The 20614-nt window shown below is 48.1% G+C and carries 19 protein-coding genes and 1 pseudogene; 11 read left to right on the top strand and 9 right to left on the bottom strand.

Annotation, left to right across the window (positions count from 1 at the left end):
* Position 1 precedes the first annotated feature (1 nt).
* Entirely contained in the window at positions 2 to 508 is a 507-nt protein-coding gene (locus HMPREF2551_RS09405) for a thioredoxin family protein (RefSeq protein ID WP_070838643.1), read from the top strand.
* Positions 509 to 621: 113 nt separating this feature from the next.
* Here the strand turns inward: HMPREF2551_RS09405 and lapB are convergent, their stop codons facing one another.
* On the bottom strand, positions 622 to 1791 hold the full coding sequence (gene lapB / locus HMPREF2551_RS09400) for a lipopolysaccharide assembly protein LapB (protein ID WP_070838641.1): 1170 nt from the start codon (positions 1789 to 1791) through the stop codon (positions 622 to 624).
* A 25-nt stretch (positions 1792 to 1816) separates the two neighbouring features.
* Complete coding sequence (locus HMPREF2551_RS09395; protein WP_036490154.1) at positions 1817 to 2140, bottom strand: LapA family protein; 324 nt, start codon at positions 2138 to 2140, stop codon at positions 1817 to 1819.
* Positions 2141 to 2353: 213 nt separating this feature from the next.
* Between HMPREF2551_RS09395 and ilvE the strand changes: the two genes are divergently transcribed.
* Both ilvE and HMPREF2551_RS09385 read left to right on the top strand, forming a co-directional pair.
* Positions 2354 to 3352 (top strand): branched-chain-amino-acid transaminase, encoded by a 999-nt coding sequence (gene ilvE / locus HMPREF2551_RS09390; protein WP_036493516.1) that lies wholly within the window; start codon positions 2354 to 2356, stop codon positions 3350 to 3352.
* Between the two features lie 1074 nt (positions 3353 to 4426).
* Complete coding sequence (locus HMPREF2551_RS09385; protein ID WP_070838702.1) at positions 4427 to 6667, top strand: right-handed parallel beta-helix repeat-containing protein; 2241 nt, start codon at positions 4427 to 4429, stop codon at positions 6665 to 6667.
* A 92-nt stretch (positions 6668 to 6759) separates the two neighbouring features.
* On the opposite strand, the gene metE is transcribed toward HMPREF2551_RS09385, so the two are convergent.
* From metE to iscX, 3 genes are all read right to left on the bottom strand, one after another.
* On the bottom strand, positions 6760 to 9036 hold the full coding sequence (gene metE, locus HMPREF2551_RS09380; protein WP_070838639.1) for a 5-methyltetrahydropteroyltriglutamate--homocysteine S-methyltransferase: 2277 nt from the start codon (positions 9034 to 9036) through the stop codon (positions 6760 to 6762).
* 89 nt (positions 9037 to 9125) lie between these two features.
* A complete protein-coding gene (gene metF / locus HMPREF2551_RS09375) occupies positions 9126 to 10007 on the bottom strand; it encodes a methylenetetrahydrofolate reductase (RefSeq protein WP_070838637.1) in 882 nt (293 codons plus the stop codon).
* Between the two features lie 171 nt (positions 10008 to 10178).
* On the bottom strand, positions 10179 to 10376 hold the full coding sequence (gene iscX / locus HMPREF2551_RS09370) for a Fe-S cluster assembly protein IscX (RefSeq protein ID WP_003682097.1): 198 nt from the start codon (positions 10374 to 10376) through the stop codon (positions 10179 to 10181).
* A gap of 311 nt (positions 10377 to 10687) precedes the next feature.
* Here iscX and HMPREF2551_RS09365 point away from each other — a divergent pair, with 311 nt between their 5' ends.
* Complete coding sequence (locus HMPREF2551_RS09365; protein ID WP_070838635.1) at positions 10688 to 11308, top strand: hypothetical protein; 621 nt, start codon at positions 10688 to 10690, stop codon at positions 11306 to 11308.
* A gap of 76 nt (positions 11309 to 11384) precedes the next feature.
* On the opposite strand, the gene fdx is transcribed toward HMPREF2551_RS09365, so the two are convergent.
* The 3 genes and pseudogenes from fdx to hscA all read right to left on the bottom strand — a co-directional run bounded on the left by fdx (position 11385) and on the right by hscA (position 14116).
* Positions 11385 to 11726, bottom strand: coding sequence for an ISC system 2Fe-2S type ferredoxin (fdx, locus tag HMPREF2551_RS09360; RefSeq protein ID WP_003686005.1), 342 nt, complete (start codon positions 11724 to 11726; stop codon positions 11385 to 11387).
* 92 nt (positions 11727 to 11818) lie between these two features.
* Positions 11819 to 12180: pseudogene (locus HMPREF2551_RS09355) on the bottom strand (TIGR02328 family protein).
* Positions 12181 to 12256: 76 nt separating this feature from the next.
* The gene (gene hscA, locus HMPREF2551_RS09350; RefSeq protein ID WP_070838633.1) at positions 12257 to 14116 is read right to left on the bottom strand and encodes a Fe-S protein assembly chaperone HscA; all 1860 of its coding nucleotides are present in this window, start codon (positions 14114 to 14116) and stop codon (positions 12257 to 12259) included.
* A 245-nt stretch (positions 14117 to 14361) separates the two neighbouring features.
* On the opposite strand from hscA, the gene rpsF reads away from it, so the two are divergent.
* From rpsF to mltB, 5 genes are all read left to right on the top strand, one after another.
* Complete coding sequence (rpsF, locus tag HMPREF2551_RS09345; protein WP_004519252.1) at positions 14362 to 14733, top strand: 30S ribosomal protein S6; 372 nt, start codon at positions 14362 to 14364, stop codon at positions 14731 to 14733.
* Positions 14730 to 15032 (top strand): primosomal replication protein N, encoded by a 303-nt coding sequence (priB, locus tag HMPREF2551_RS09340; RefSeq protein ID WP_180947864.1) that lies wholly within the window; start codon positions 14730 to 14732, stop codon positions 15030 to 15032. Before rpsF ends, priB begins: the two co-directional genes overlap by 4 nt.
* Positions 15033 to 15038: 6 nt before the next feature.
* Positions 15039 to 15269, top strand: coding sequence for a 30S ribosomal protein S18 (rpsR, locus tag HMPREF2551_RS09335; RefSeq protein ID WP_003678863.1), 231 nt, complete (start codon positions 15039 to 15041; stop codon positions 15267 to 15269).
* 16 nt (positions 15270 to 15285) lie between these two features.
* Positions 15286 to 15738, top strand: coding sequence for a 50S ribosomal protein L9 (rplI, locus tag HMPREF2551_RS09330; RefSeq protein ID WP_036490126.1), 453 nt, complete (start codon positions 15286 to 15288; stop codon positions 15736 to 15738).
* Positions 15739 to 15940: 202 nt separating this feature from the next.
* Positions 15941 to 17020: a lytic murein transglycosylase B gene (gene mltB / locus HMPREF2551_RS09325; protein ID WP_070838631.1), complete on the top strand. Its 1080-nt coding sequence runs from the start codon at positions 15941 to 15943 to the stop codon at positions 17018 to 17020.
* Positions 17021 to 17078: 58 nt separating this feature from the next.
* On the opposite strand, the gene HMPREF2551_RS09320 is transcribed toward mltB, so the two are convergent.
* Entirely contained in the window at positions 17079 to 17792 is a 714-nt protein-coding gene (locus HMPREF2551_RS09320) for an aldose epimerase family protein (RefSeq protein ID WP_070838700.1), read from the bottom strand.
* A gap of 198 nt (positions 17793 to 17990) precedes the next feature.
* On the opposite strand from HMPREF2551_RS09320, the gene dnaX reads away from it, so the two are divergent.
* Both dnaX and HMPREF2551_RS09310 read left to right on the top strand, forming a co-directional pair.
* On the top strand, positions 17991 to 19994 hold the full coding sequence (gene dnaX, locus HMPREF2551_RS09315; RefSeq protein WP_070838629.1) for a DNA polymerase III subunit gamma/tau: 2004 nt from the start codon (positions 17991 to 17993) through the stop codon (positions 19992 to 19994).
* A gap of 91 nt (positions 19995 to 20085) precedes the next feature.
* On the top strand, positions 20086 to 20421 hold the full coding sequence (locus HMPREF2551_RS09310) for a YbaB/EbfC family nucleoid-associated protein (protein WP_003678854.1): 336 nt from the start codon (positions 20086 to 20088) through the stop codon (positions 20419 to 20421).
* The last annotated feature ends 193 nt before the right edge of the window (positions 20422 to 20614 follow it).

The following is a 20614-nucleotide window of genomic DNA, read 5'->3' as shown; positions in this document are numbered from 1 at the left end:
CATGGCCACTTATACAGAATATTTGGATTTTGATACCGAAGAAGACAAATTGAAACAGCAGCAACTCTATCAGGCGACCGAGCTGTCGGCGCAAACGGCAGCGGCGGTTAAAAAGATCAGCCGTCCGCAAAACTGGCTGCTTGCCGCTGCGCCATACTGCCCCGATTGCCGCGTGTTTGTGCCGTTTATTCAAAAAATGGCGGAGTTGAACCCCAATATCCGTGTCAACTATATTGCCCGCAGTGATTTTGACGACAGCAGCCGTTTCGATAATCCGCGCCAACAGGAAATCGTCCGTACCAACCAAAAAATCCCTGCGCTGTTTTTAATCGGACATGAAGAGGCAGGGCCTGTGTTTAGCGAGTTTCCGCAAGTGGTGTTGAACCAAATTGCGGCAGATGAAACCCGTCGCACGGAATTGCGCGATGCGTACCGTGCCGGCGAATTTAATGCCGATATTGAGGCGCAGGTTGCGGCGGCCTTGGCATGGGCAGACCAGCGTTGTTGAGCAAATATTGTTGGTATGTAAAACTATATTTTGAGCCACTTTGATATTTGCGTTGTCATAAAAAGGCCGTCTGAAAAGATTTCAGACGGCCTTTTTTCATGCTTAACGCTTGATCAAATTTCGATTTTATTCGGCGTAAAGGTTTGCCATTTGTTGCAGGCCGGGCAGTGCCAGAAGAAGACTTGGGATTTGAAGTGGCAGTTGCGGCAGCGGTACATGACGCTTTTTTGCAGCTGGCGGCCGATGATGGAACGAATCATATCGGTATCGGCTTTCCACTCCGGATTCATACTGCTGAGTTTCAAACCAAGCAGGCGGTACACGCCGTTGAGGTCGGGTTTTTGGCGGACGAGTTCGACAGCGATTTGCGCCGCTTCAGTTTCGCCTTTGAGCAGCAGGGCTTTCTCGTAAATGACGTTGATCAGGTCAAGATCGGGAAAGGTCTGCATATAACCGATAAGGCGGTTGAGGCCTTCTTCCTGTTTGCCTTGCGCGGCATAGGCTTCATAGAGTTTCTCGCCGACCATGCTCAAATAGGCGTGGTTTTGCTGCTCGATGGCGGAATACGCTTCTACGGCGGCAGGGAAGTTGCCCTGACGGTATTCGATGTCGCCGAGAATGATGTTGGCGCGCGTACATTTTTTGTTGGCTTCGAGCGCTTTGCCGATGTTGTAGCGGGCGGCGTCGAAGTTAGATTTAAACAGCGCGGCTTGGGCGATTTCGCAATAGAACTGGGCGATTTCAAACTGGTAGGTTTGTTCGTCATGGCTTAAGAGCTGCGCCATTTCGATGGCTTTTTCCCAGTCTCGGTCTTGTTGGTAGATGCTCAAAAGGTGTTGGCGGGCTTCGCGTGCCATGTCGCCTTCCTGCAAGCCGAGGAAGATTTGCTCGGCACGGTCCACCAAGCCTGCGCTTTGGTAGTTTTGCGCCAATTCAAAAAGCACGCGCGCGCGTTTTTCGTTGACTGTGTCGGGCGAATCAAGCAGGGCGCGGTGCATATTGATAGCTTTGTCGTTTTCGCCGCGCTGACGGTAGAGCTTGCCTAGGGTCAGGTTTAAGTCGTATGACTGCGGCTGCTGGTCGATCACTTCCGCCAATTCGCGCACGGCGCGGCCGCTGTTGCGGTCGACGAGGGCGTCAAGGCTTTTGTAAAAGCCGGCCGGTATGCTTTTGGCCTGTTTCAGGACGGTCTTCATATCGACGCGCGCGGCAAACCAGCCCATAGCGAAGAAAACGGGGAGGAGGACGATGGGCAGTAAGATGACCCACAATTCGTTGTCCATGGTATTCCTTTATTGATTGGTGGCGTTACGCTTTGGGAGCGGTTTCGGAAGCCGTTGCCGGTGTTTCGGTTTTAACCGGAGTCAGGTCTTTTTCGGAAAGGTGGGCGTATTTTTTCACTTCGGCACGCAGGCGGTTGTTTTCGCTGCGCAGGGTCAGCAGACGGCCGAAGAGGGCAAACATACCGAACACGATGCCGATAATAAAGGCACCGAAAAGCACGACAATCAGCGGCAGATTGACGTTTTGGCCGGGCAGGTAGAAGAAGGATACGGTGTGGGTATTGGTGATGGCCAGCAGGAGGAAAACAAGAAGAATCAGGATTTTGATGATGGTATAGATGAGTTTCATGGGTTGCTCCGGGTGGGCCGCGGTTGGGGCAGGCCGTCTGAAAAATGGTATCAGTTTAAACGATTTGCCGGATTTCGGATAGGACGGCATGTTTCAGACGGCATGGGAAGGGTATCTTTAATGCTGACGGGTACTTGTCAAACCCATATTGAAAGGCGTATTGTTCAGTCTTTAGTTATTATCTTACAAATCAGAATAAGAAAGGCAATCATCATGAGCAGACCAGTCCCAGCCGTATTCGGCAGCGTTTTTCACGCTGAAATGCCCGTTATCGCTTATCGTGAAGGTAAATGGCAACCGGTAGAATGGCAATCTTCCAAAGACCTGACACTCGCCCCCGGCGCACATGCTTTGCATTACGGCAGCGAATGTTTTGAAGGTTTGAAGGCATTCCGTCAGGCAAACGGCAAAATCGTGATGTTCCGCCCGACCGCCAACATCGCGCGTATGCAGCAAAGCGCAGATATTCTGCACCTGCCGCGTCCTGAAACGGAAGCTTATTTGAATGCTTTGATCGAATTGGTCAAACGCTCCGCCGAGGAAATCCCTGACGCGCCTGCTGCTTTGTACTTGCGTCCGACTTTGATCGGTACCGACCCTGTGATCGGTAAAGCCGGTTCTCCTTCCGAAACAGCCTTGCTGTACATTTTGGCTTCTCCTGTCGGCGACTATTTCAAAGCCGGTTCGCCCGTTAAAATCTTGGTGGAAACCGAACATATCCGTTGCGCCCCGCACATGGGCCGCGTGAAATGCGGCGGCAACTACGCTTCCGCCATGCCTTGGGTATTGAAAGCCAAAGCAGAGCACGGGGCAAACCAAGTATTGTTCTGTCCGAATGGCGACGTTCAGGAAACCGGCGCGTCTAACTTTATCCTGATTAACGGCGATGAAATCATTACCAAACCGTTGACCGACGAATTCTTGCACGGCGTTACCCGCGATTCTGTATTGACTGTTGCCAAAGATTTGGGCTACACCGTTACCGAGCGCAACTTTACTGTCGATGAGCTGAAAACTGCGATTGAGAATGGTGCGGAAGCGATTCTGACCGGTACGGCTGCGGTTATTTCTCCGGTAACTTCTTTCGTGATTGACGGCAAAGAAATCGAAGTGAAGAGCCAAGAGCGCGGTTATGCAATCCGTAAGGCAATTACGGACATTCAATACGGTTTGACAGAAGACAAACACGGCTGGTTGGTCGAAGTTTGTTAAGTAGAACGCAGTGAATATAAAAGGCCGTCTGAAATATTTTTTCAGACGGCCTTTTTTTATTGGTTTTTTGATGGGGAAAGCGATAATAAAATGCTAAATTTTTTAAACAAACGGTAGTATTTTTAGATAATCGGTATATAATGCGCAGGCATGTTGTAAAAATACATATTGGAAATATCGAATTTTATTGATTTTTAGAAGAAGTTAAAAATAGTTATAGATATTTATTCTGTATATTTTGTAAATTTAGTTAAATGGGGAATGCTAAAAACATATCGTGTTAGAATTTCCCTCCTTTTTGGTTTCGCGGGATTCACTCTGTCAAGCCAAAAAGGAAAACGATGCAAGATAAAACCATTTTAATTTTGCTATAAAAATCAAAAATAACTTAACTTTGGATGAACTAATCAATTAAAAAGGGACTCTGATACATTTCCGTCAAAAATAACCGGACACATGGTACGCGGACAGATTGCCTATATAAAGTCATCCAAGGGTTCTGTCTGACACCATGACCGTTTCCAATCAGAAAACCGGCAGAAGGGGAAACGCTGCCGAGTTTCTCAAAGCGGCCAACTTCAGTTTGGCCTTTATACAGGTAATTGTTGTTACGACAGAATCCGTCTTACCTCTTTAATCAATCGGCTTTTTTGTCGCACGCTTGTGCGGTGGGAAAGGCGATATTCGATACAAGGAAATACGCTGATTATGTCACATAAACTTGCTCCTCTTGGCCGTACCCATATTCGTCACGGCTCATCTACACCTGAAGCAAATTCCAAATCATCTTCTCCTCTAAAAGAATGGATACACACCCACAATTGGGGGGATATGCCGTCGGTTTCTCCTGAGCTTAAGCAATTAAGCGGTAAAAATACGGTAACGAGAGAAGTAGTGCATGTGGCGGAGGCAGCAAGATTTGACAGTTCTTCATCATCTTCAGACGGCCTTGTGACCAAAATGCATGTTGCACGGGCCAGTGTTGCTTCTGTAAGCAGCGTTTCCAGTAAACATACCATTGCGCCTAAAGTAGCGAGCAAACACGTTGTTTCAAAAGAACCGGTTAATCAATCGATGGAAAAAGTCCTGGCTGAACGGCAAAAAGTTTACGAAGAAGCCAAAGCAAAAAAAATAGCCGAGGCTGCCGCTGCCAAAGCAAAGGCGGTCGAGCGCGCAAAAGAAGCGCATAAAGCAGCAGTCGAAAAAGCGGTTGCAGAGCGTAAAGCCAAACTCGAAGCCGCACGCAAAGAAAAAGAGGCGGAAGACAGAGTTGCCGAAGAAAAAGAAACCGTTGAGATTGTCCATAAAAAGAATCTGAAGGATTCAGACGGCCATGACAAAATAGCGGGCGTTTCTTCCGGTAAAAAAGCAATCAATAGCCACGACGGCCTCCTCGGTTCAGGCAAAGCAAACAAAATTGACGACCATGCCGAAGGCAGGGAAGGTCTATCCGGAAAATACCGCGTGTATGAATCCAAAGAGTATGGCAATTACGTTCGCGTGAATGATTTTGGTGCCGATGCGCAGGGTAAAAAAGACAGCCTTCAGGCATTTAAAGCGGCTTTAGAGGCGGCGCATAAAGAAAAAGCCATGGTCTTCTTGGATGGTACTTACTATATTTCCAATCAGATTGTGATGGATAAAACCGTCTCCGGCGCGCGCGGCTTGTTTGGTTCGGGCATGGACAAAACCAAAGTAACGTTTGATAAAGCACAAACAGGCGAATTCAATCCGGACACCAACCATGACGATATCCGAGAATTTGCCGGTATCTTGATCGATGGGCAAAACAATAAAACCATTGCCGATTTGTCAGTTCAATATACCAACCCTGATTTTTACCGCAAAGGTTTAAGCTATTTTGGCAAGGTAAACGGTATTTTGGTCAACGATGCGGACAATACTTTAATCAGCAAAGTAGAGGTTTCCGGTGCCAACCGTGCTGGTGTGATGTTTACCTCGACCGCTTCTTTGGAAACGGAAAAAGGCCATAAGCTGACCTTTAAAGAGCGCGTACAAAGCGGCGAAATTGATGAAAAATACGAAGCGCTGCCTTTGGGTGAAAACAACCGTATTGTCGATTCGTATCTACACCACAACCGCGTTGCCGGTGCGCTGATTGGTTTCCAACAAAACTTTATCGGCGAGGGCAACCGTTTGGATTGGAACGGCCACGAAGCGGATGGCGGGACAGGGTACGGTATGGCCGTGGCTGCCGGCAGCTACAATTACGGCATCACATACCGTAAAAACACGACCGACCACAACTACCGCAAGGGTTTGGATGTGCATGATGGTACAGGCATTGTCATTGAAAACAATGTGTTAACGGGTGACCGGCTGTATGGTATTGTCGCCTACAACCGCCAGTTTTCTATGGATAAAGTCAAAATTACCGGCAATACCATTATCCAAGACCCGAACTTCCGTTTGAATGTTGATGATGACTTGGGCAAGTACTACCACATGTATTCAGGTATTCAGGTGCAAACCAACACCCAATACAGAGATTTGCACTCGGCTGACAAAGGCTATTTTGATATCAGCGATAATGTCATTAAAAATTTGACGGTTTATCAAAATAATATTCAGACCTACGCGATTGAGTTCCGTAACCATGAAAGCAAAATGGATTACACACTCAATATGGCAAACAACAAGATCAGCGGCGAATCCACCAAATATCTGATTGCCGTCATCAACGATACTTACGACCGCGTTTTATCTAAAAACGGCATGGGTAGCGGTACCATTACCATCAGCGGCAATGATGCCGATATCGGCAAGATTATGAAAGGCGCGGTACCGGTTTATGTGGAAGAACACCATGGTAATGTCGCTATGCATGGTGCGGTGACAATTCACAACAACAAAATTTCCGTGCGCGAAGAATCTGAAGGCTATGTTGAATTTGCTTATTTAAAGAGCAATGCCAAAGAGTACAACATCACCAATAACACATTGAAACTTGGCGGTGATTTGAATGATGCTTTGATAGACGTACACAGTACCAACCCTAAGGGTAAGGCATCTTTAAATGTGGCCAACAACAAAATCCTGACGGACATTAAAGGTGAACTATATGATTCATGGCTGCGCTTTGAGAATGACATCAACACGTATTCTGAAGGCAATAGCCATAACGGCGCGGCACTGAAAAAAGTGAATACGACCGGCAGTAAAGTGGCATTGAGTGATGTTCTGTCGGAAGCCAACCATATTGTCGAAACGACTAAAGAGACTGTGTATCACCATACTCAGAACGTGTATACATCAGGAGTGGAAGAACATCATACAACGACAGGGATTTTGTAAGTTGTTGAAGCCGTAATCTTTATGGTTTAAATATTGATAAATAAAACAAGGCCGTCTGAAAATTTTCAGACGGCCTTTTCATCTAACTCACATTATTTAGCCAGTTCGGCACGCAATTTGTGGGTTACGTTCATCATCACTTGGAGTTGTTCCAGAGTTTCTTTCCAGCCACGTGTTTTCAGGCCGCAGTCCGGGTTAACCCACAGACGTTCAACCGGTACAACCTCGATGGCTTTGCGCAGCAGATGCTCAACTTCAGCTTCAGTTGGTACGCGTGGGCTGTGGATGTCGTAAACGCCCGGGCCGATGTCGTTCGGGTATTTGAATTCGCCGAACGCGGTCAAGAGCTCCATGTCGGAACGTGAAGTTTCGATGGTGATCACGTCAGCGTCCATAGCGGCGATGGCCGGCAGGATGTCGTTGAACTCGGAGTAGCACATATGGGTGTGGATTTGAGTGCTGTCTTCGCAACCGGTAGAGGACAGGCGGAAGGATTCGCCGGCCCAGTTCAGGTAAGCATCCCAATTGGCACGTTTCAAAGGCAGACCTTCGCGGATGGCAGGTTCGTCAATTTGGATGACTTTGATGCCGGCTTTTTCCAGATCCAATACTTCGTCGTTCAGAGCCAGTGCGATTTGTTTGCACACGGTAGAACGTGGGATGTCGTTGCGGACGAAAGACCATTGCAGAATGGTTACAGGGCCGGTCAACATACCTTTCATCGGGCGTTTGGTCAGGCTTTGTGCGTAAGTAGACCAAGCCACGGTCATGGCTTCAGGACGGCTTACGTCACCGAAGATGATCGGTGGTTTCACGCAGCGTGAGCCGTAGCTTTGTACCCAGCCGTATTGGGTGAATGCAAAACCGCTCAACAGTTCGCCGAAGTATTCGACCATGTCGTTACGCTCGGCTTCGCCGTGTACCAGTACGTCCAAGTCCAGTTTTTCTTGCTCTTCAACCACCAAGGCGATTTCTTTTTTCATCGCGGCTTCGTAATCAGCGGCAGACAATTCGCCTTTTTTGAAGGCCGCGCGTGCTTGGCGGATTTCGGTAGTTTGCGGGAAAGAACCGATGTTGGTAGTCGGCAGCAGAGGCAGGTTCAACCATGCTTGTTGCGCTTTGATACGGTCGGCAAATGGAGATTTGCGTTGGTCTGCGTTGGCAGGCAAATCGGCCAGGCGTTTGGCAACGTCTGCACGGTGGATTTCGCTGCTGTTGGCACGGGAGTCGGCGGCAGCTTGGCTGGCGGCCAGTTCTTCGGCAACAGAGTCACGGCCTTCGTTCAATGCGGCTTTCAGAACGCGCAATTCTTGGGTTTTTTGCAGGGTGAATGCCAACCAAGAGTACAGGTCAGGTTTGTTGGCTTTCAGTTTTTCTTCAACTGACAAGTCAAATGGAGTGTGCAGCAGAGAGCAAGAGCTGGAAATCCACAAACGGTCGCCCAGTTTGGCTTGCAGAGGCTCGATAGTTTCCAAAACTTTGTTCAGGTTGGCGCGCCAAATGTTGCGGCCGTCGATAACGCCGGCAGACAGAACTTTGTCGTAGTCGGCAAATGCGTCCAGTTGCTCAGGAGCGCGTACCAAGTCGATGTGCAGGCCGTCAACAGGCAGGGATTTCAGCAAGGCAGCGTGTTCGGCAACGGAACCGAAGTAAGTGCTCAACAAGATTTTGGCGTTTACTTTGCTCAAAGTGGCGTAAACGTCTTTGTAGGCTTCCACCCATTCTTTAGGCAGGTCGACAGCCAAAGCAGGTTCGTCGATTTGAATCCATTCGGCACCGGCTTCAACCAAAGCGTTCAGGATTTCAACGTAAACAGGCAACAGTTTAGGCAACAGGCTCAGACGGTCGAATTCGACAGCGCCTTTTTCTTTACCTACCCACAGGAAAGTCAATGGGCCGACGATGGTCGGTTTGGCTTTCAGGCCCAAAGCTTGGGCTTCTTGCAGTTGTTGAACGTAGTGTTTAGCGTTGGCTTTGAATTCGGTATCGGCGTGGAATTCAGGCACCAAGTAGTGGTAGTTGGTGTCGAACCATTTGGTCATTTCGATAGCGAATTGGTCTTTGTTACCACGCGCCAGTTGGAAGAATTGTTCCAAAGACAGGTTTTGGCTGTCGAAGCCGAAGCGGGCAGGGATGGCACCGGTGGCAACTTGCAGGTCGAGGATGTGATCGTAGAAAGTGAAATCGCCTACAGCAACGTAATCAGCGTTGGCAGCAGCTTGGTGTTTCCAGTTTTTCTCGCGCAAGTCTTTAGCAACAGCCAGCAATTCTTGCTCGCTGATTTCTTTGCGCCAGTATTTTTCTTGTGCGAATTTCAATTCGCGGAAGGCACCGACGCGCGGGAAGCCTGAAAAATGCAATGTTGTCATGTTAACTCTCCTAGTTGGAATTTTGAATCAGGCCGGTATGGCCTGAATGTTCGATATTGTAAATCAGAATGGGGAGGCCGTCTGTTTTATTAACGCGGACGCACGCCCAAAATATGGCAGATGGCGTAAGTCAGTTCGCTGCGGTTGAGGGTGTAGAAGTGGAAGTCTTTGACACCTTCGCGCGAGAGGACTTTGACCATGTCGATGGCGATGCTGGCGGCAACAAGGTTGCGCGTGCCTTGGTCGTCATCCAAACCTTCGTACATTTTAGACAGCCAGCTTGGGATTTTGACGTTGGTCACTTGAGCCATTTTGGTCAATTGTTTGAAATTGGTTACAGGCAGGATGCCGGGAACGATTTCAACGTCAATGCCCATCATCACGCAACGGTCGCGGAAGCGCAGATAGCTTTCCACGTCGAAGAAGAATTGGGTAATAACGTGGTTTGCACCCGCATCAATTTTGCGTTTCAGATTGATTAAGTCGGCTTGTGCGGATTTGGCTTCCGGGTGCACCTCTGGATAGGCCGCTACGGAAATATCAAAGTCGGCCACGGAGCGCAACAGTTTGACCAAATCTTCGGCATAGAAAGGTTTTTTCTCGTAGCCAGGCGGCTCGTCGCCACGCAGGGCAACAATGCGGCGGATACCGTTGTCCCAATAGTCTTTGGCAATTTGACGCAACTCGTCAGGGCTGGCGTCGATACCGGTCAGGTGAGGGGCTGCGTCAAGGCCGGTTTCTTGTTTGATGCGTTTAACGATACTGTGTGTGCGGTCGCGTTCGCCGGAGTTTGCACCGTAGGTTACGGAAACGAATTTCGGATGCAAGGTTTGCAGGCGATGGATGGAATCCCATAGCATGGTTTCCATTTGTTCGTTTTTCGGCGGGAAAAATTCGAACGAAACATTGATGTCGCCTTTCAAATCAGAAAGGCTGTTGTTTAAAGCGGCGATTTCTCGAGCGTGATTCATGGTTATGCACCTTCTGCATATCTTTTATTTGTTGTCAGACTGCATAATAAATTTGAGGTTAACATGAGTCAATTTCGAAATTTTCCGAAATTGTATGAATAGATTTAATAAAGACCTCAGGCCGTCTGAAAAACTGCCTGAGGCCTTGTTTGATAGGGAAGGGAGGAAAGATTATTCTGCTTCATCTATCCATGCTTGTTGCACGGCTTCGAGAATACGCTCGCCGCAACGCGCTGGATCATCGTCAAATTCAGGCAAAGCCATAATCAGATCACGCAGTTGGGTAAAACGTACGGTTTTCGGATCAATGCTATCGCCGTGTAAGTCGTAGAGTTCTTCTGCGATGCGTTGGGTATCTGTCCATTTCATGATGTGTTCCTTTATTGGGTTTGGGCTATTAGTAATTATTTTAATCAAGAAGAAGTCGGACTGCCAGATTGTTTTACGGAAGATAGGCAGATAAATAATGATGTTATTTTTTAACAAAATAGCATATTTGCGATAAAATACGGCAAGACACTTAAAACTTACGGCATATTCTCTTTGAATCTGCCGTTTTATACTTTCTATTCTGTTTTGAATGATTTGGTTTTCATGCAAAATTTACACTTTGTTATGCAACCAAATTTTTTGGAATGGCTCTTAAGACAATCCATCACTTAAAAATAAAAGGAAAAAAGATGAATAACGCACTCAACGCCAAGCTGTCCAAACTGATTTACGCGCTTGCTTCCGATGATCCGGAGTATCTGTCTAAAGCAGGCGCATTTGACCGTTTGCTGTTGTTGGTTCGCGAATTTTATCGGATGCTGGACGAAACAGAAGGTTTGAAGCAGCTGGTGTTCCGTCTGTATTACGGCAAGCATTATGGTTTGATTAAACTGGATGCCGCTTCACCCAATGATGATGCAGGCGCGTTGAGGTTGAAACGTTGGATGGTTTATTCGCGTATCGCAGAGCGTATCGAAAATTGCGGCAAGCATTTGTCGGTCGTGCTTGAAGATACGGTGTTGGAAAATGGCACGGACAAATCTCATTATATAGATGAAGCCAATGTCATTATCGAGCGTTTCGGTTTGGTAAGAGATGAGGCTGCACTTTCGGCGATGGAGGCAGAGGAAGCTTTGAAGGCTGAGGCTGAACTGCTGACAGTAAATAAATCTCAGAACGCTGCTCCCCGTTATAATGGCAATATGCATCAAATCAGAATGCAAGAAAAAATTGAAAATTATTCCGCTACGCAGAAAGTGGCCTCCATGCAGATTTCGCGTATGCGTTTTATTTTTCCTCATATCAAATAATTTGCTGTATCACCCAAAGGCCGTCTGAAAACCATGAATTTGTGGTTTCAGACGGCCTTTTTCATTAAGCCTTGTTTTAGTGGTCTTCACGCGCGTGGTTGATCGTATATTTAGGAATTTCTACGACCAAATCTTCATCGGCAACGACTGCCTGACAGCTCAAGCGTGAATCGGCTTCCAAGCCCCATGCTTGGTCGAGCAGGTCTTCTTCCAATTCGGTTGGTTCTTCCAAGCTGTCAAAACCTTTGCGGATAATCACGTGGCAGGTTGTGCAGGCACAGGATTTTTCACAGGCGTGATCGACTTCGATATCGTGGTCGAGCAGTACGTCAAGGACGGTTTGGCCTTCCGGTGCGTCTTCGATAACCGCGCCTTCGGGGCATAATGTCGCGTGTGGGAGTACGGTAATTTTTGGCATTTTTATTGTCTCAGTTGTTTAAGAGTGGTTGTGGTTAAAGCGGTTTCAGACGGCCTTGGATATTCAATATTCAGGCCGTCTGAAAAATGGGTTTATAACATGATGCCTTTACTTTTTAAATTTTCCAGGCATTTGTCCAAGTAGGCATCATCATGTTCGGTATAAATCGGCGAAGTAGCTGTTTCAGCCGCGTGCGAATGGTATGGGGCAACGGCTTTACCACGATATAGCGGGTCTTTCCATAAGGCATCGGGTTTGTAACCGCGCTTTTTCATCTCTTCCATAATCAACGCGTGATATAGATAGAGTTTGTAGGGCGAATGGGTAAAAACGTAATTAACCGTCGCATGCGGCCTGCCCCAGCCTGCTCCGCGTAAAGCAGCGCATTCGCGGTGTTGCCCCAAAAGCTGGGCGCGGGGGAGAGGGGGATAAGGGTTTGGTGCCAGAGTCTCATAGAAGTAATCAGGTCGTTTTGGATATTAGATTTTCAGACGGCCTTTTGATTCAAGGCCGTCTGAAACCATTTGCCGTCAAATATTATCAACGCTTTGCCCTGTCAACGCGCGTTGGATGTTGCGGTTCATTCGTTTGGCGGCGAAGTTGTCGGTGCTGTGGCTGAGTTTGGCGACGGCGGCGCGGATGTCTTCGGCTTTTCCGTCTTTCAGGAGGCCTTGTAAAGCGGCGATGTCTTGTTGAATCTGTTGCAATTCTTCGGCTTCCAATAAATCGCTGTCCAACTCAAGGGCGGCGTTGACGGCGTCGGTCAGGCTTTCGGCTTCGACTACGGCTTCGGCGCGTGCGCGTGCGGCCATGTCTTCGGCGGCGTTGCTCATGCTGTCTTTGAGCATTTGGGTGATGGTGCTGTCGTCTAAACCGTAGGAAGGTTTGACTTCGATTTGCGCCTGTACGCCGGTGCTTTGTTCTTGGGCGGAAACGGACAGCAATCCGTCGGCGTCAACTTGGAAGGTCACGCGGATACGCGCTGCGCCTGCTGCCATGGGTGGAATGCCGCGCAGGGTAAATTTGGCAAGGCTGCGGCAGTCGGAAACGAGTTCGCGCTCGCCTTGCACGACGTGTATCGTCATAGCGGTTTGACCGTCTTTGAAGGTGGTGAAGTCCTGCGCGCGCGCGGTAGGAATGGTGGAGTTGCGAGGAATGATTTTCTCGGCAAGACCGCCGTAGGTTTCCAATCCGAGCGACAAAGGTGTAACGTCAAGCAGCAGCCATTCGCCGTCGGTTTTGTTGCCGGCAAGGACGTTTGCCTGTATGGCGGCACCGAGTGCAACCACTTCGTCGGGGTTGAGGTTGTTCAGCGGAGTTTGACCAAAGAAGGTGGCAACTGCTTGTTGAACGTGCAACATGCGGGTAGAGCCGCCAACCATAATCACGCCCTTGACATCGGCCTTGGTTACGCCGGCATCTTTCAAAGCCTGTTTGACGGGCTCGATGGTTTTTTGTACCAGATTTTGGGTCAGATTGTGAAACTCTTGGCGGGTAATGACGGTATGAACTTTATGGCCGTCTGAAAGTGTGGTCTCGATGACGGCTTCGGTTTGAGTGGTCAGTTTTTCTTTGGCAGTACGGACAAGGGAAAGCAGAAGTTGGCTGTCTTGTTCGTTGAGTTTGGAAAGGTCGTTTTGTTCGAGCAGGTGGCAGAACAAACGATGGTCGAAGTCATCGCCGCCCAATGCGCTGTTGCCGCCGGTGGCTTTAACTTCAAACAGGCCTTTGGTCAGTTGCAATACGGATACGTCGAATGTGCCGCCACCCAAGTCGTAAACGACAAACGTGCCTTCTGATGCGTTGTCCAGTCCGTAGGCGATTGCGGCGGCGGTCGGCTCGTTGAGGAGGCGCAATACATTCAAGCCTGCCAAACGCGCAGCATCTTTGGTGGCTTGACGTTGGGCATCGTCAAAATAAGCGGGTACGGTAATGACGGCACCGACCAAATCTCCGCCCAATGATTCTTCAGCACGCGATTTGAGGGCTTTGAGGATTTCTGCCGATACTTCGATAGGCGTTTTGGCACCTTGACGGGTGTTTAACTCGACCACGCGCTCATTGGGTGTAAATCGATAGGGCAGGTATTGCGCCTCTTGTGCGAGGTCGGTAAGGGTGCGGCCGATTAGGCGTTTGGCGGAGCTGACCGTATTCAGAGGATCAGTTTTTTGTGCGGAAAGGGCGTTTTTGCCGACTTCGACTCCGCCATCCAAATAACGGACAACCGAAGGCAGGGTGGTGCGGCCGTCTGAATCGGGCAGACAGACTGCGCTGCCGCTGCGTACGGTGGCCACCAAGCTGTTGGTTGTGCCTAAATCAATGCCTACGGCGAGGCGGTGTTGATGGGGGGCGGCGGACATGCCGGGTTCGGAAATCTGCAAAAGAGCCATGATTGTGTGCCTTCTGATGCTGTATTTATTAGGATGGGGCAGATTTTAGCAGATTTTTGGCAGATAGTTGAGTGGTTTGCTAGGAAATAACCATAAGGCCTAATGTTGTTTTTTAATTGAAAAGAAAGTGGATTTTGAATCCGGACTTGTATTTTTTAAGAAACGCGGATAAAATTCAGCCTCTTTGCCTTGCCTTTTACTTCGCATGGTGAAAGGCTGTTTTTAATCATCCATAAGGAGATAACATGCGTCATTACGAGATCGTGTTTATCGTTCATCCTGATCAAAGCGAGCAAGTGCCTGCTATGGTTGAGCGTTACAAAACCATGATTACTGAAGCCAACGGTAAAATCCACCGTTTGGAAGACTGGGGCCGCCGTCAATTGGCTTACCCAATCAACAAAATCCACAAAGCACACTATGTTTTGATGAATATCGAAACTACTCCTGAAGTGGTTGAAGAGCTGGAAACTGCTTTCCGCTTCAATGATGCCGTACTGCGTCACCTGACCATCAAAACAAAACACGCTGTAACTGAAGCTTCCCCAATGCTGGGCGGCGAAAAAGCAAAAAACTTGCTAAACGGTGCGGCTGAAGAAGTTGCAGCAGCCGAATAAGATTGAATAATCTGATTAAGCTTACCGCCCGTATCTTACAGGTTCAGCCTTTGAGATATACGCCGGCAGGAATTCCTGTTTTAGATATTGTGTTGCAACATGAATCTTGGCAGGAAGAAAACGGACAGAAATGTCTGGTCAAATTTGAAATTCCCGCGCGGATTTTAGGTAAGCAGGCTGAGGAATGGCAGTATCGGCAAGATGCAGTCATCGAGTCGGAAGGTTTTTTGGCGCAACGCAGCCAACGCTTCCCCAAGCCGGTACTACGCATACAGAACATTAAAGAATATAAAGGTTAAACGACAATGGCTCGTCAATCATTCAAACGTAGAAAATTCTGCCGCTTTACGGCTGAAAAAATCCAAGAAGTTGATTACAAACAAGTTGATTTGTTGAAAGACTTCATCTCTGAAAACGGCAAAATCATCCCTGCCCGCATTACTGGTACTAAAGCACACTACCAACGTCAGTTGGCTACTGCTGTGAAACGTGCCCGTTTCCTGGCTCTGTTGCCTTACACCGATCAACACAAATAATTTTGGAGTTTAAATCATGCAAATTATTCTGTTAGAAAAAATCGGCGGTCTGGGTAACTTGGGTGATATCGTTACCGTTAAAAACGGTTACGCACGCAACTTCCTGATCCCTGCTGGTAAAGCAAAACGTGCAACCGAAGCCAACATGAAAGAATTCGAAGCACGCCGCGCTGAATTGGAAGCCAAACAAGCTGAAATCTTGGCTGATGCTAAAGCACGTCAAGAAAAACTGGAAGGCCAAACCATTACTGTTGCTCAAAAAGCCGGTGTTGATGGTCGTCTGTTCGGTTCTGTTACCAATGCTGACATCGCTGAAGCGATTGTTGCGACCGGTATCCAAGCTGCTAAAGCAAACGTACGCCTGCCTAACGGTCCTTTGAAAGCTGTTGGCGAATACGAAGTTGAAGTGGCTCTGCACACCGACGCTGTTGCTAAAATTACCGTTGCTGTTGTTGCAGCCGCTGAGTAATTGATTCATTCAAGGCCGTCTGAAAATCAAGGGTTTCCTTGAATTTCAGACGGCCTTGTTTATCTGCTTGAGCCGAAGTAAGTAAATATCGATTTGTCTATATTTTTCAAGTCTGTTTGGAAATATAGCGGAAGAGATGATGTATTGGCCGAATATTCATTCGTGTTCGGGTTTGTCGTATTATTTAGTAAAGAGATTATTTATGAATAAAATCAAAATCTTTGGGATAGGTCTGACTGCTTTGGCTTTAGCTTCATGCGGCACTCCGCAAAAGCCTGCTGTTGATACGGCAAAACCTGTCGAGCCTGTTTCCTCTGCAAAACGACCTGTATTTGATGCTGCCGCTGAATCTGTTGCCAGCAGCGGTTTTAATGAAAACGTCAATGTTCAGCAGTTTATCCAATATGAAGTGAAAAACCGCCGTTTCAGTGCGGAAGAATTGCGTAATTTCTTCAATGGCGTGGTGTATAAAGGCAATATTATTACCATTATGTACCGCCCAAGCACTTCGCGTCCTTGGTATGAATTCCGTACCGGTAACTCCGGTGCAGCCAAATTTAACGGCGGCAGACAATTCTATGCGGCAAACCGTGCCGTAATTGATGATGTAGCACGCAAATACGGTGTTCCTGCCGAATTGATTGTGGCGATTCTTGGTATCGAAACCAATTATGGCAAAAATACGGGCAGCTTCCGCGTTGCTGATGCTTTGAGTACATTGGCCTTTGATTATCCACGCCGTGCCGAATTTTTCCAAAACGAATTGAGCGAACTTTTGCTGATGGCAAAAGAAGAAAAAGAAAATATCTTTGACTTCAAAGGCAGCTATGCCGGCGCGATGGGCATGCCGCAATTTATGCCTTCCAGCTACCGTAAATGGGCGGTGGACTATGATGGTGACGGTCATCGCGATATTTGGAATAATGTCGGCGATGTGGCGGCTTCTGTCGCCAATTATATGAAACAGCATGGCTGGCAGACCGGCGGTAAGATGATTGTGCCGGTCAGTCTGACGATTACGCCGCACTTGCAGGCGATTATCGATGAGAAAACTGCTTTGACACGCACTGTCGCAGATTTCAAAGCCTTGGGTGTCGTGCCTCAAGCTGCTGTTGCCGATAATGAAAAGGCTGTATTGTATGCATTGGAAACCAGCCCGGGTGTATTTGAATACTATTTGGGCCTGAATAACTTCTACACCGTATGGCAATACAACCACAGCCGTATGTATGTAACAGCGGTACGCGATATTGCGAATGCAATCAACAACAATAGCCTGTAAACCATAAGAAAACCACCCTTCGGGGTGGTTTTTAAATATCGAGAATTTGTAAAGGAGGTTAAGCCATCAGTCTGATTTTCATGGCGTAACGTTTTTTATTGTGCCCTGAAACAAATTGTCCGCCTCGGGCAGGGGATAAAAATGCATTGCCTTCTGCGGTTGGCTCTGCACAAGTATATTGGCCGTTTCGATCGCTCCAGAGTGCGTACACAGGCAGATTGTGGGTACGGATATCCAGTTTTAAGCCGTCAAATGCAACGTGTGCATCTTGGTCGGAGGAAACAAATTCGGTATGGGAGATATAGTCAGCATCGTATGGCGCGCCGTTGAAATCAAATTGTGTACCTGCGGCGGTAAAGTAGGGGTGGAATCCTGGAGAAGTGCGGACGGGCGATTCGCCGTAATTGCAGACGGTCAGGATGGCGATGGCTTCATTTTCGTTAGGCAGGCTGTAATCGAGCAACCATTCGACGTGTTCATAGCCTTTTTCTGTGCTGATTAATTTCAAGCCGATATCTGATTCATTTTGATGGCGGATTTCCCAGTCTGAGGTTCTGCCGAAACCATGTTGGGCCAGATGATTTTTGCTGTCAGGTCCGAATTGGGGTAGGCATACGTGCATGCCGCCGCGTAATTTTGTGTCATCGCCGACTTGAACGCTGGTTTTCGGAAATAAGACTTCCCGTCCTTTTAGAATCAGGGAATCAATATATCCGCCCATTGTGTTGACTTGCATGGTGGCTGATTGGTTGCGTAGTATGATTTCAGACATAATAATTTGAGCTTCAAATTGTTTATCATTTGTGTAGTATTCTAACATTGCAGTAATATGCTGTCGCCGTTGGCTTGATAGAAAATCCTTAATAAAAATCAAAAAAATGCTAGAATATATGCCATTTTCTGAGGCCGTCTGAAAAGCGGAGAATTCTTTTCAGATGGCCTTCCGATTTATTTCCCGTAGAGAAACAACATGGCTTATCAAGTTCTTGCACGAAAATGGCGTCCGAAAACCTTTGCCGATTTGGTCGGTCAGGAACACGTCGTCAAAGCCCTGCGCAACGCGCTGGACGAAGGCCGTCTACACCATGCCTATCTGCTGACAGGGACGCGCGGTGTGGGTAAGACCACGATTGCCAGGATTTTGGCCAAGAGCTTGAACTGCGAAAATGCCGTGCATGGCGAGCCGTGCGGTCAGTGTGAAAGCTGTACGCAAATCGACAGTGGCCGTTATGTGGATTTATTGGAAATCGACGCGGCATCGAATACCGGTATCGACAATATCCGCGAAGTGTTGGAAAACGCCCAATACGCGCCGACTGCGGGTAGATACAAAGTCTATATCATCGACGAAGTGCATATGCTTTCCAAAAGCGCGTTCAATGCCATGCTGAAGACTTTGGAAGAGCCGCCCGAACACGTTAAATTCATTTTGGCGACCACCGATCCGCACAAAGTCCCCATTACTGTATTGAGCCGCTGTTTGCAGTTTGTTTTGCGCAACATGACGACTCAACAGGTTGCCGAGCATTTGGCACATGTTTTGGACCGTGAAAACGTTCCTTATCAGCCGCAGGCCTTGCAGCTTTTAGGCCGTGCCGCCGCCGGTTCGATGCGTGATGCGTTGAGCCTTTTGGATCAGGCGATTGCAATGGGTTCGGGTAAAGTGGCCGAACAAGATGTCCGCCAGATGATCGGAGCGGTCGATAAACAATATTTGTTTGAATTGCTTGAAGGAATCATCAATCAAAACGGTGAGGCCTTGCTGGAAAAAGCTCAGGAAATGTCCGCCAGAGCGATTGGTTTTGACAGCGCATTGGCAGAGTTGGCCATGCTGTTGCAACGTTTGGCTTTGATTCAAACCGTTCCTTCCGCCTTGGCAAATGACGACCCTGAGCGTGAAACTTTGCTTCGTTTAAGTCAGGCTTTAAGTGGCGAGCAGATTCAGCTTTATTATCAATGCGCTATTCATGGCAAACAGGATTTGCCGCTGGCTCCGGACGAGTGTGCCGGTTTTGTCATGACGCTTTTGCGCATGCTTGCATTTGCGCCGTTGGCCGCTTCGGGTTGCGGTACGCAAAGTCAGATTGAACACACGGATTTGCATTCCGACCATCAGAAAACTGAGGCTGAAAAAAAGCCTTTTCAGCTGCCGAAATCTGAGCCGATAGCAGCACCGGCGGTTGAGAAAGAGGCTGTTCCGACCAAACAGGATACCGTTGAAAGGCCGTCTGAAGAAACCGTTCAGCCTGTTCAGCAACAACAGGCGGATGTACCGCCTTGGGAAGACATGCCGAGCCAAGTATCGGCTGAGCCACCTCAAATTCAAGCGGCGCAGAAGCAAGAAGCTGCGGAACCATTGCCTGTTGCACAAGTTCAGACGGCCCCTGAGCCGGAAGAATATCCGCACATGGATGAAGAAATTCCGCCTCCGTATTTTGATGAAGCATATGTATATGAAGATTCGCATCGTGCTGATGTAATGGAAGTACCGCAGCCGGGTGCATCTGCTGAGTCTGAAGAAGAGGAGGGGGATGAAGAAGAGCTTCAGTTCGCTCCTTTGCCTGAGTTTAAAACAGAGAATTGGCACAGCATTATCGAACGCTTCGCCCGTAAATTAGGTGCGGCGCAGATGTTGGCGCAAAATGCGGCATGGACGAGTTATGATGCGGAAGCAGGTTTAATCATGCTGTCGTTGACGGATGAGGCCAAAGCCACTGCCAATAAAGAGCGCTTGGACAAAATCTGCCAGACGTTGAGCGAGGCCTATCATCTTGGCAATTTAAGGCTGCAAACCGAGCCTTGGCAAGATGATAAAGGCTGGGAAACGCCGGTGATGCGCCGCAAACGTATTCAAGAAGAAGGGCGGCAGCAGGCGCAAGATTTGCTGGAAGCGGATACGACGGCGCAGAAAATCTTGCAAACCTTTGAAGCGCAATGGCTGCCGGATTCTTTAGAGTTGGCAGGAAATTCTTAACATACTGAATATACAAGGTCGTCTGAAAGGCAATAGCGTTTTTCAGACGGCATGAGTGAAACCCATTTATTCAAACCCATAGGAGTAAAATATGTTCGGAAAAGCCGGATTAGGCGGCCTGATGAAACAGGCTCAACAAATGCAGGAAAACATGAAAAAGGCACAAGCCAAGCTGGCTGAAACCGAAGTTGAAGGTGAGGCAGGCAATGGTTTGGTGAAAGTCGTGATGACCTGTTCCCACGTTGTCCGCAAACTTGAAATCAGCCCTGATTTGATTCAAGAGGCTGCTGACGACAAAGAAATGCTGGAAGATTTGGTATTGGCCGCCATCAATGCCGCTTCTGAAAAAGCCGAAGAAACCACCAACAAAACCATGGGTGCATTCACCCAAGGCTTGCCTGCAGGCATGGGTGATTTCTTCCGCTAAACCCGCGCCGCAAAGCAAATAAAGGTCGTCTGAAACGCTGAAAAAGCAGTTTTCAGACGGCCTTTGGATTATCTGTTTTGTAGATTGAAATCAACATATCGGCAGTCATTCTGCCGCAGGTATATTGAGTGCACCATTGCATTCAAACCCGCTCGATCAATATTATAGTGGATTAACTTTAAACCAGTACGGC

Origin of the sequence: Neisseria sp. HMSC066H01 (assembly GCF_001837375.1) — a bacterium.
Taxonomy (GTDB): domain Bacteria; phylum Pseudomonadota; class Gammaproteobacteria; order Burkholderiales; family Neisseriaceae; genus Neisseria.
The sequence above is the reverse complement of the archived record's forward strand: the minus strand, read 5'-3'. Positions and strand labels throughout refer to the sequence as shown.

Bases quoted from the DNA above. Each gene is read 5' to 3' on its own strand.
- HMPREF2551_RS09405 (WP_070838643.1), top strand. From the start codon at position 2: ATGGCCACTTATACAGAATATTTGGATTTTGATACCGAAGAAGACAAA.
- lapB (WP_070838641.1), bottom strand. From the start codon at position 1,791: ATGGACAACGAATTGTGGGTCATCTTACTGCCCATCGTCCTCCTCCCC.
- HMPREF2551_RS09395 (WP_036490154.1), bottom strand. From the start codon at position 2,140: ATGAAACTCATCTATACCATCATCAAAATCCTGATTCTTCTTGTTTTC.
- ilvE (WP_036493516.1), top strand. From the start codon at position 2,354: ATGAGCAGACCAGTCCCAGCCGTATTCGGCAGCGTTTTTCACGCTGAA.
- HMPREF2551_RS09385 (WP_070838702.1), top strand. From the start codon at position 4,427: ATGGAAAAAGTCCTGGCTGAACGGCAAAAAGTTTACGAAGAAGCCAAA.
- metE (WP_070838639.1), bottom strand. From the start codon at position 9,036: ATGACAACATTGCATTTTTCAGGCTTCCCGCGCGTCGGTGCCTTCCGC.
- metF (WP_070838637.1), bottom strand. From the start codon at position 10,007: ATGAATCACGCTCGAGAAATCGCCGCTTTAAACAACAGCCTTTCTGAT.
- iscX (WP_003682097.1), bottom strand. From the start codon at position 10,376: ATGAAATGGACAGATACCCAACGCATCGCAGAAGAACTCTACGACTTA.
- HMPREF2551_RS09365 (WP_070838635.1), top strand. From the start codon at position 10,688: ATGAATAACGCACTCAACGCCAAGCTGTCCAAACTGATTTACGCGCTT.
- fdx (WP_003686005.1), bottom strand. From the start codon at position 11,726: ATGCCAAAAATTACCGTACTCCCACACGCGACATTATGCCCCGAAGGC.
- hscA (WP_070838633.1), bottom strand. From the start codon at position 14,116: ATGGCTCTTTTGCAGATTTCCGAACCCGGCATGTCCGCCGCCCCCCAT.
- rpsF (WP_004519252.1), top strand. From the start codon at position 14,362: ATGCGTCATTACGAGATCGTGTTTATCGTTCATCCTGATCAAAGCGAG.
- rpsR (WP_003678863.1), top strand. From the start codon at position 15,039: ATGGCTCGTCAATCATTCAAACGTAGAAAATTCTGCCGCTTTACGGCT.
- rplI (WP_036490126.1), top strand. From the start codon at position 15,286: ATGCAAATTATTCTGTTAGAAAAAATCGGCGGTCTGGGTAACTTGGGT.
- mltB (WP_070838631.1), top strand. From the start codon at position 15,941: ATGAATAAAATCAAAATCTTTGGGATAGGTCTGACTGCTTTGGCTTTA.
- HMPREF2551_RS09320 (WP_070838700.1), bottom strand. From the start codon at position 17,792: ATGTCTGAAATCATACTACGCAACCAATCAGCCACCATGCAAGTCAAC.
- dnaX (WP_070838629.1), top strand. From the start codon at position 17,991: ATGGCTTATCAAGTTCTTGCACGAAAATGGCGTCCGAAAACCTTTGCC.
- HMPREF2551_RS09310 (WP_003678854.1), top strand. From the start codon at position 20,086: ATGTTCGGAAAAGCCGGATTAGGCGGCCTGATGAAACAGGCTCAACAA.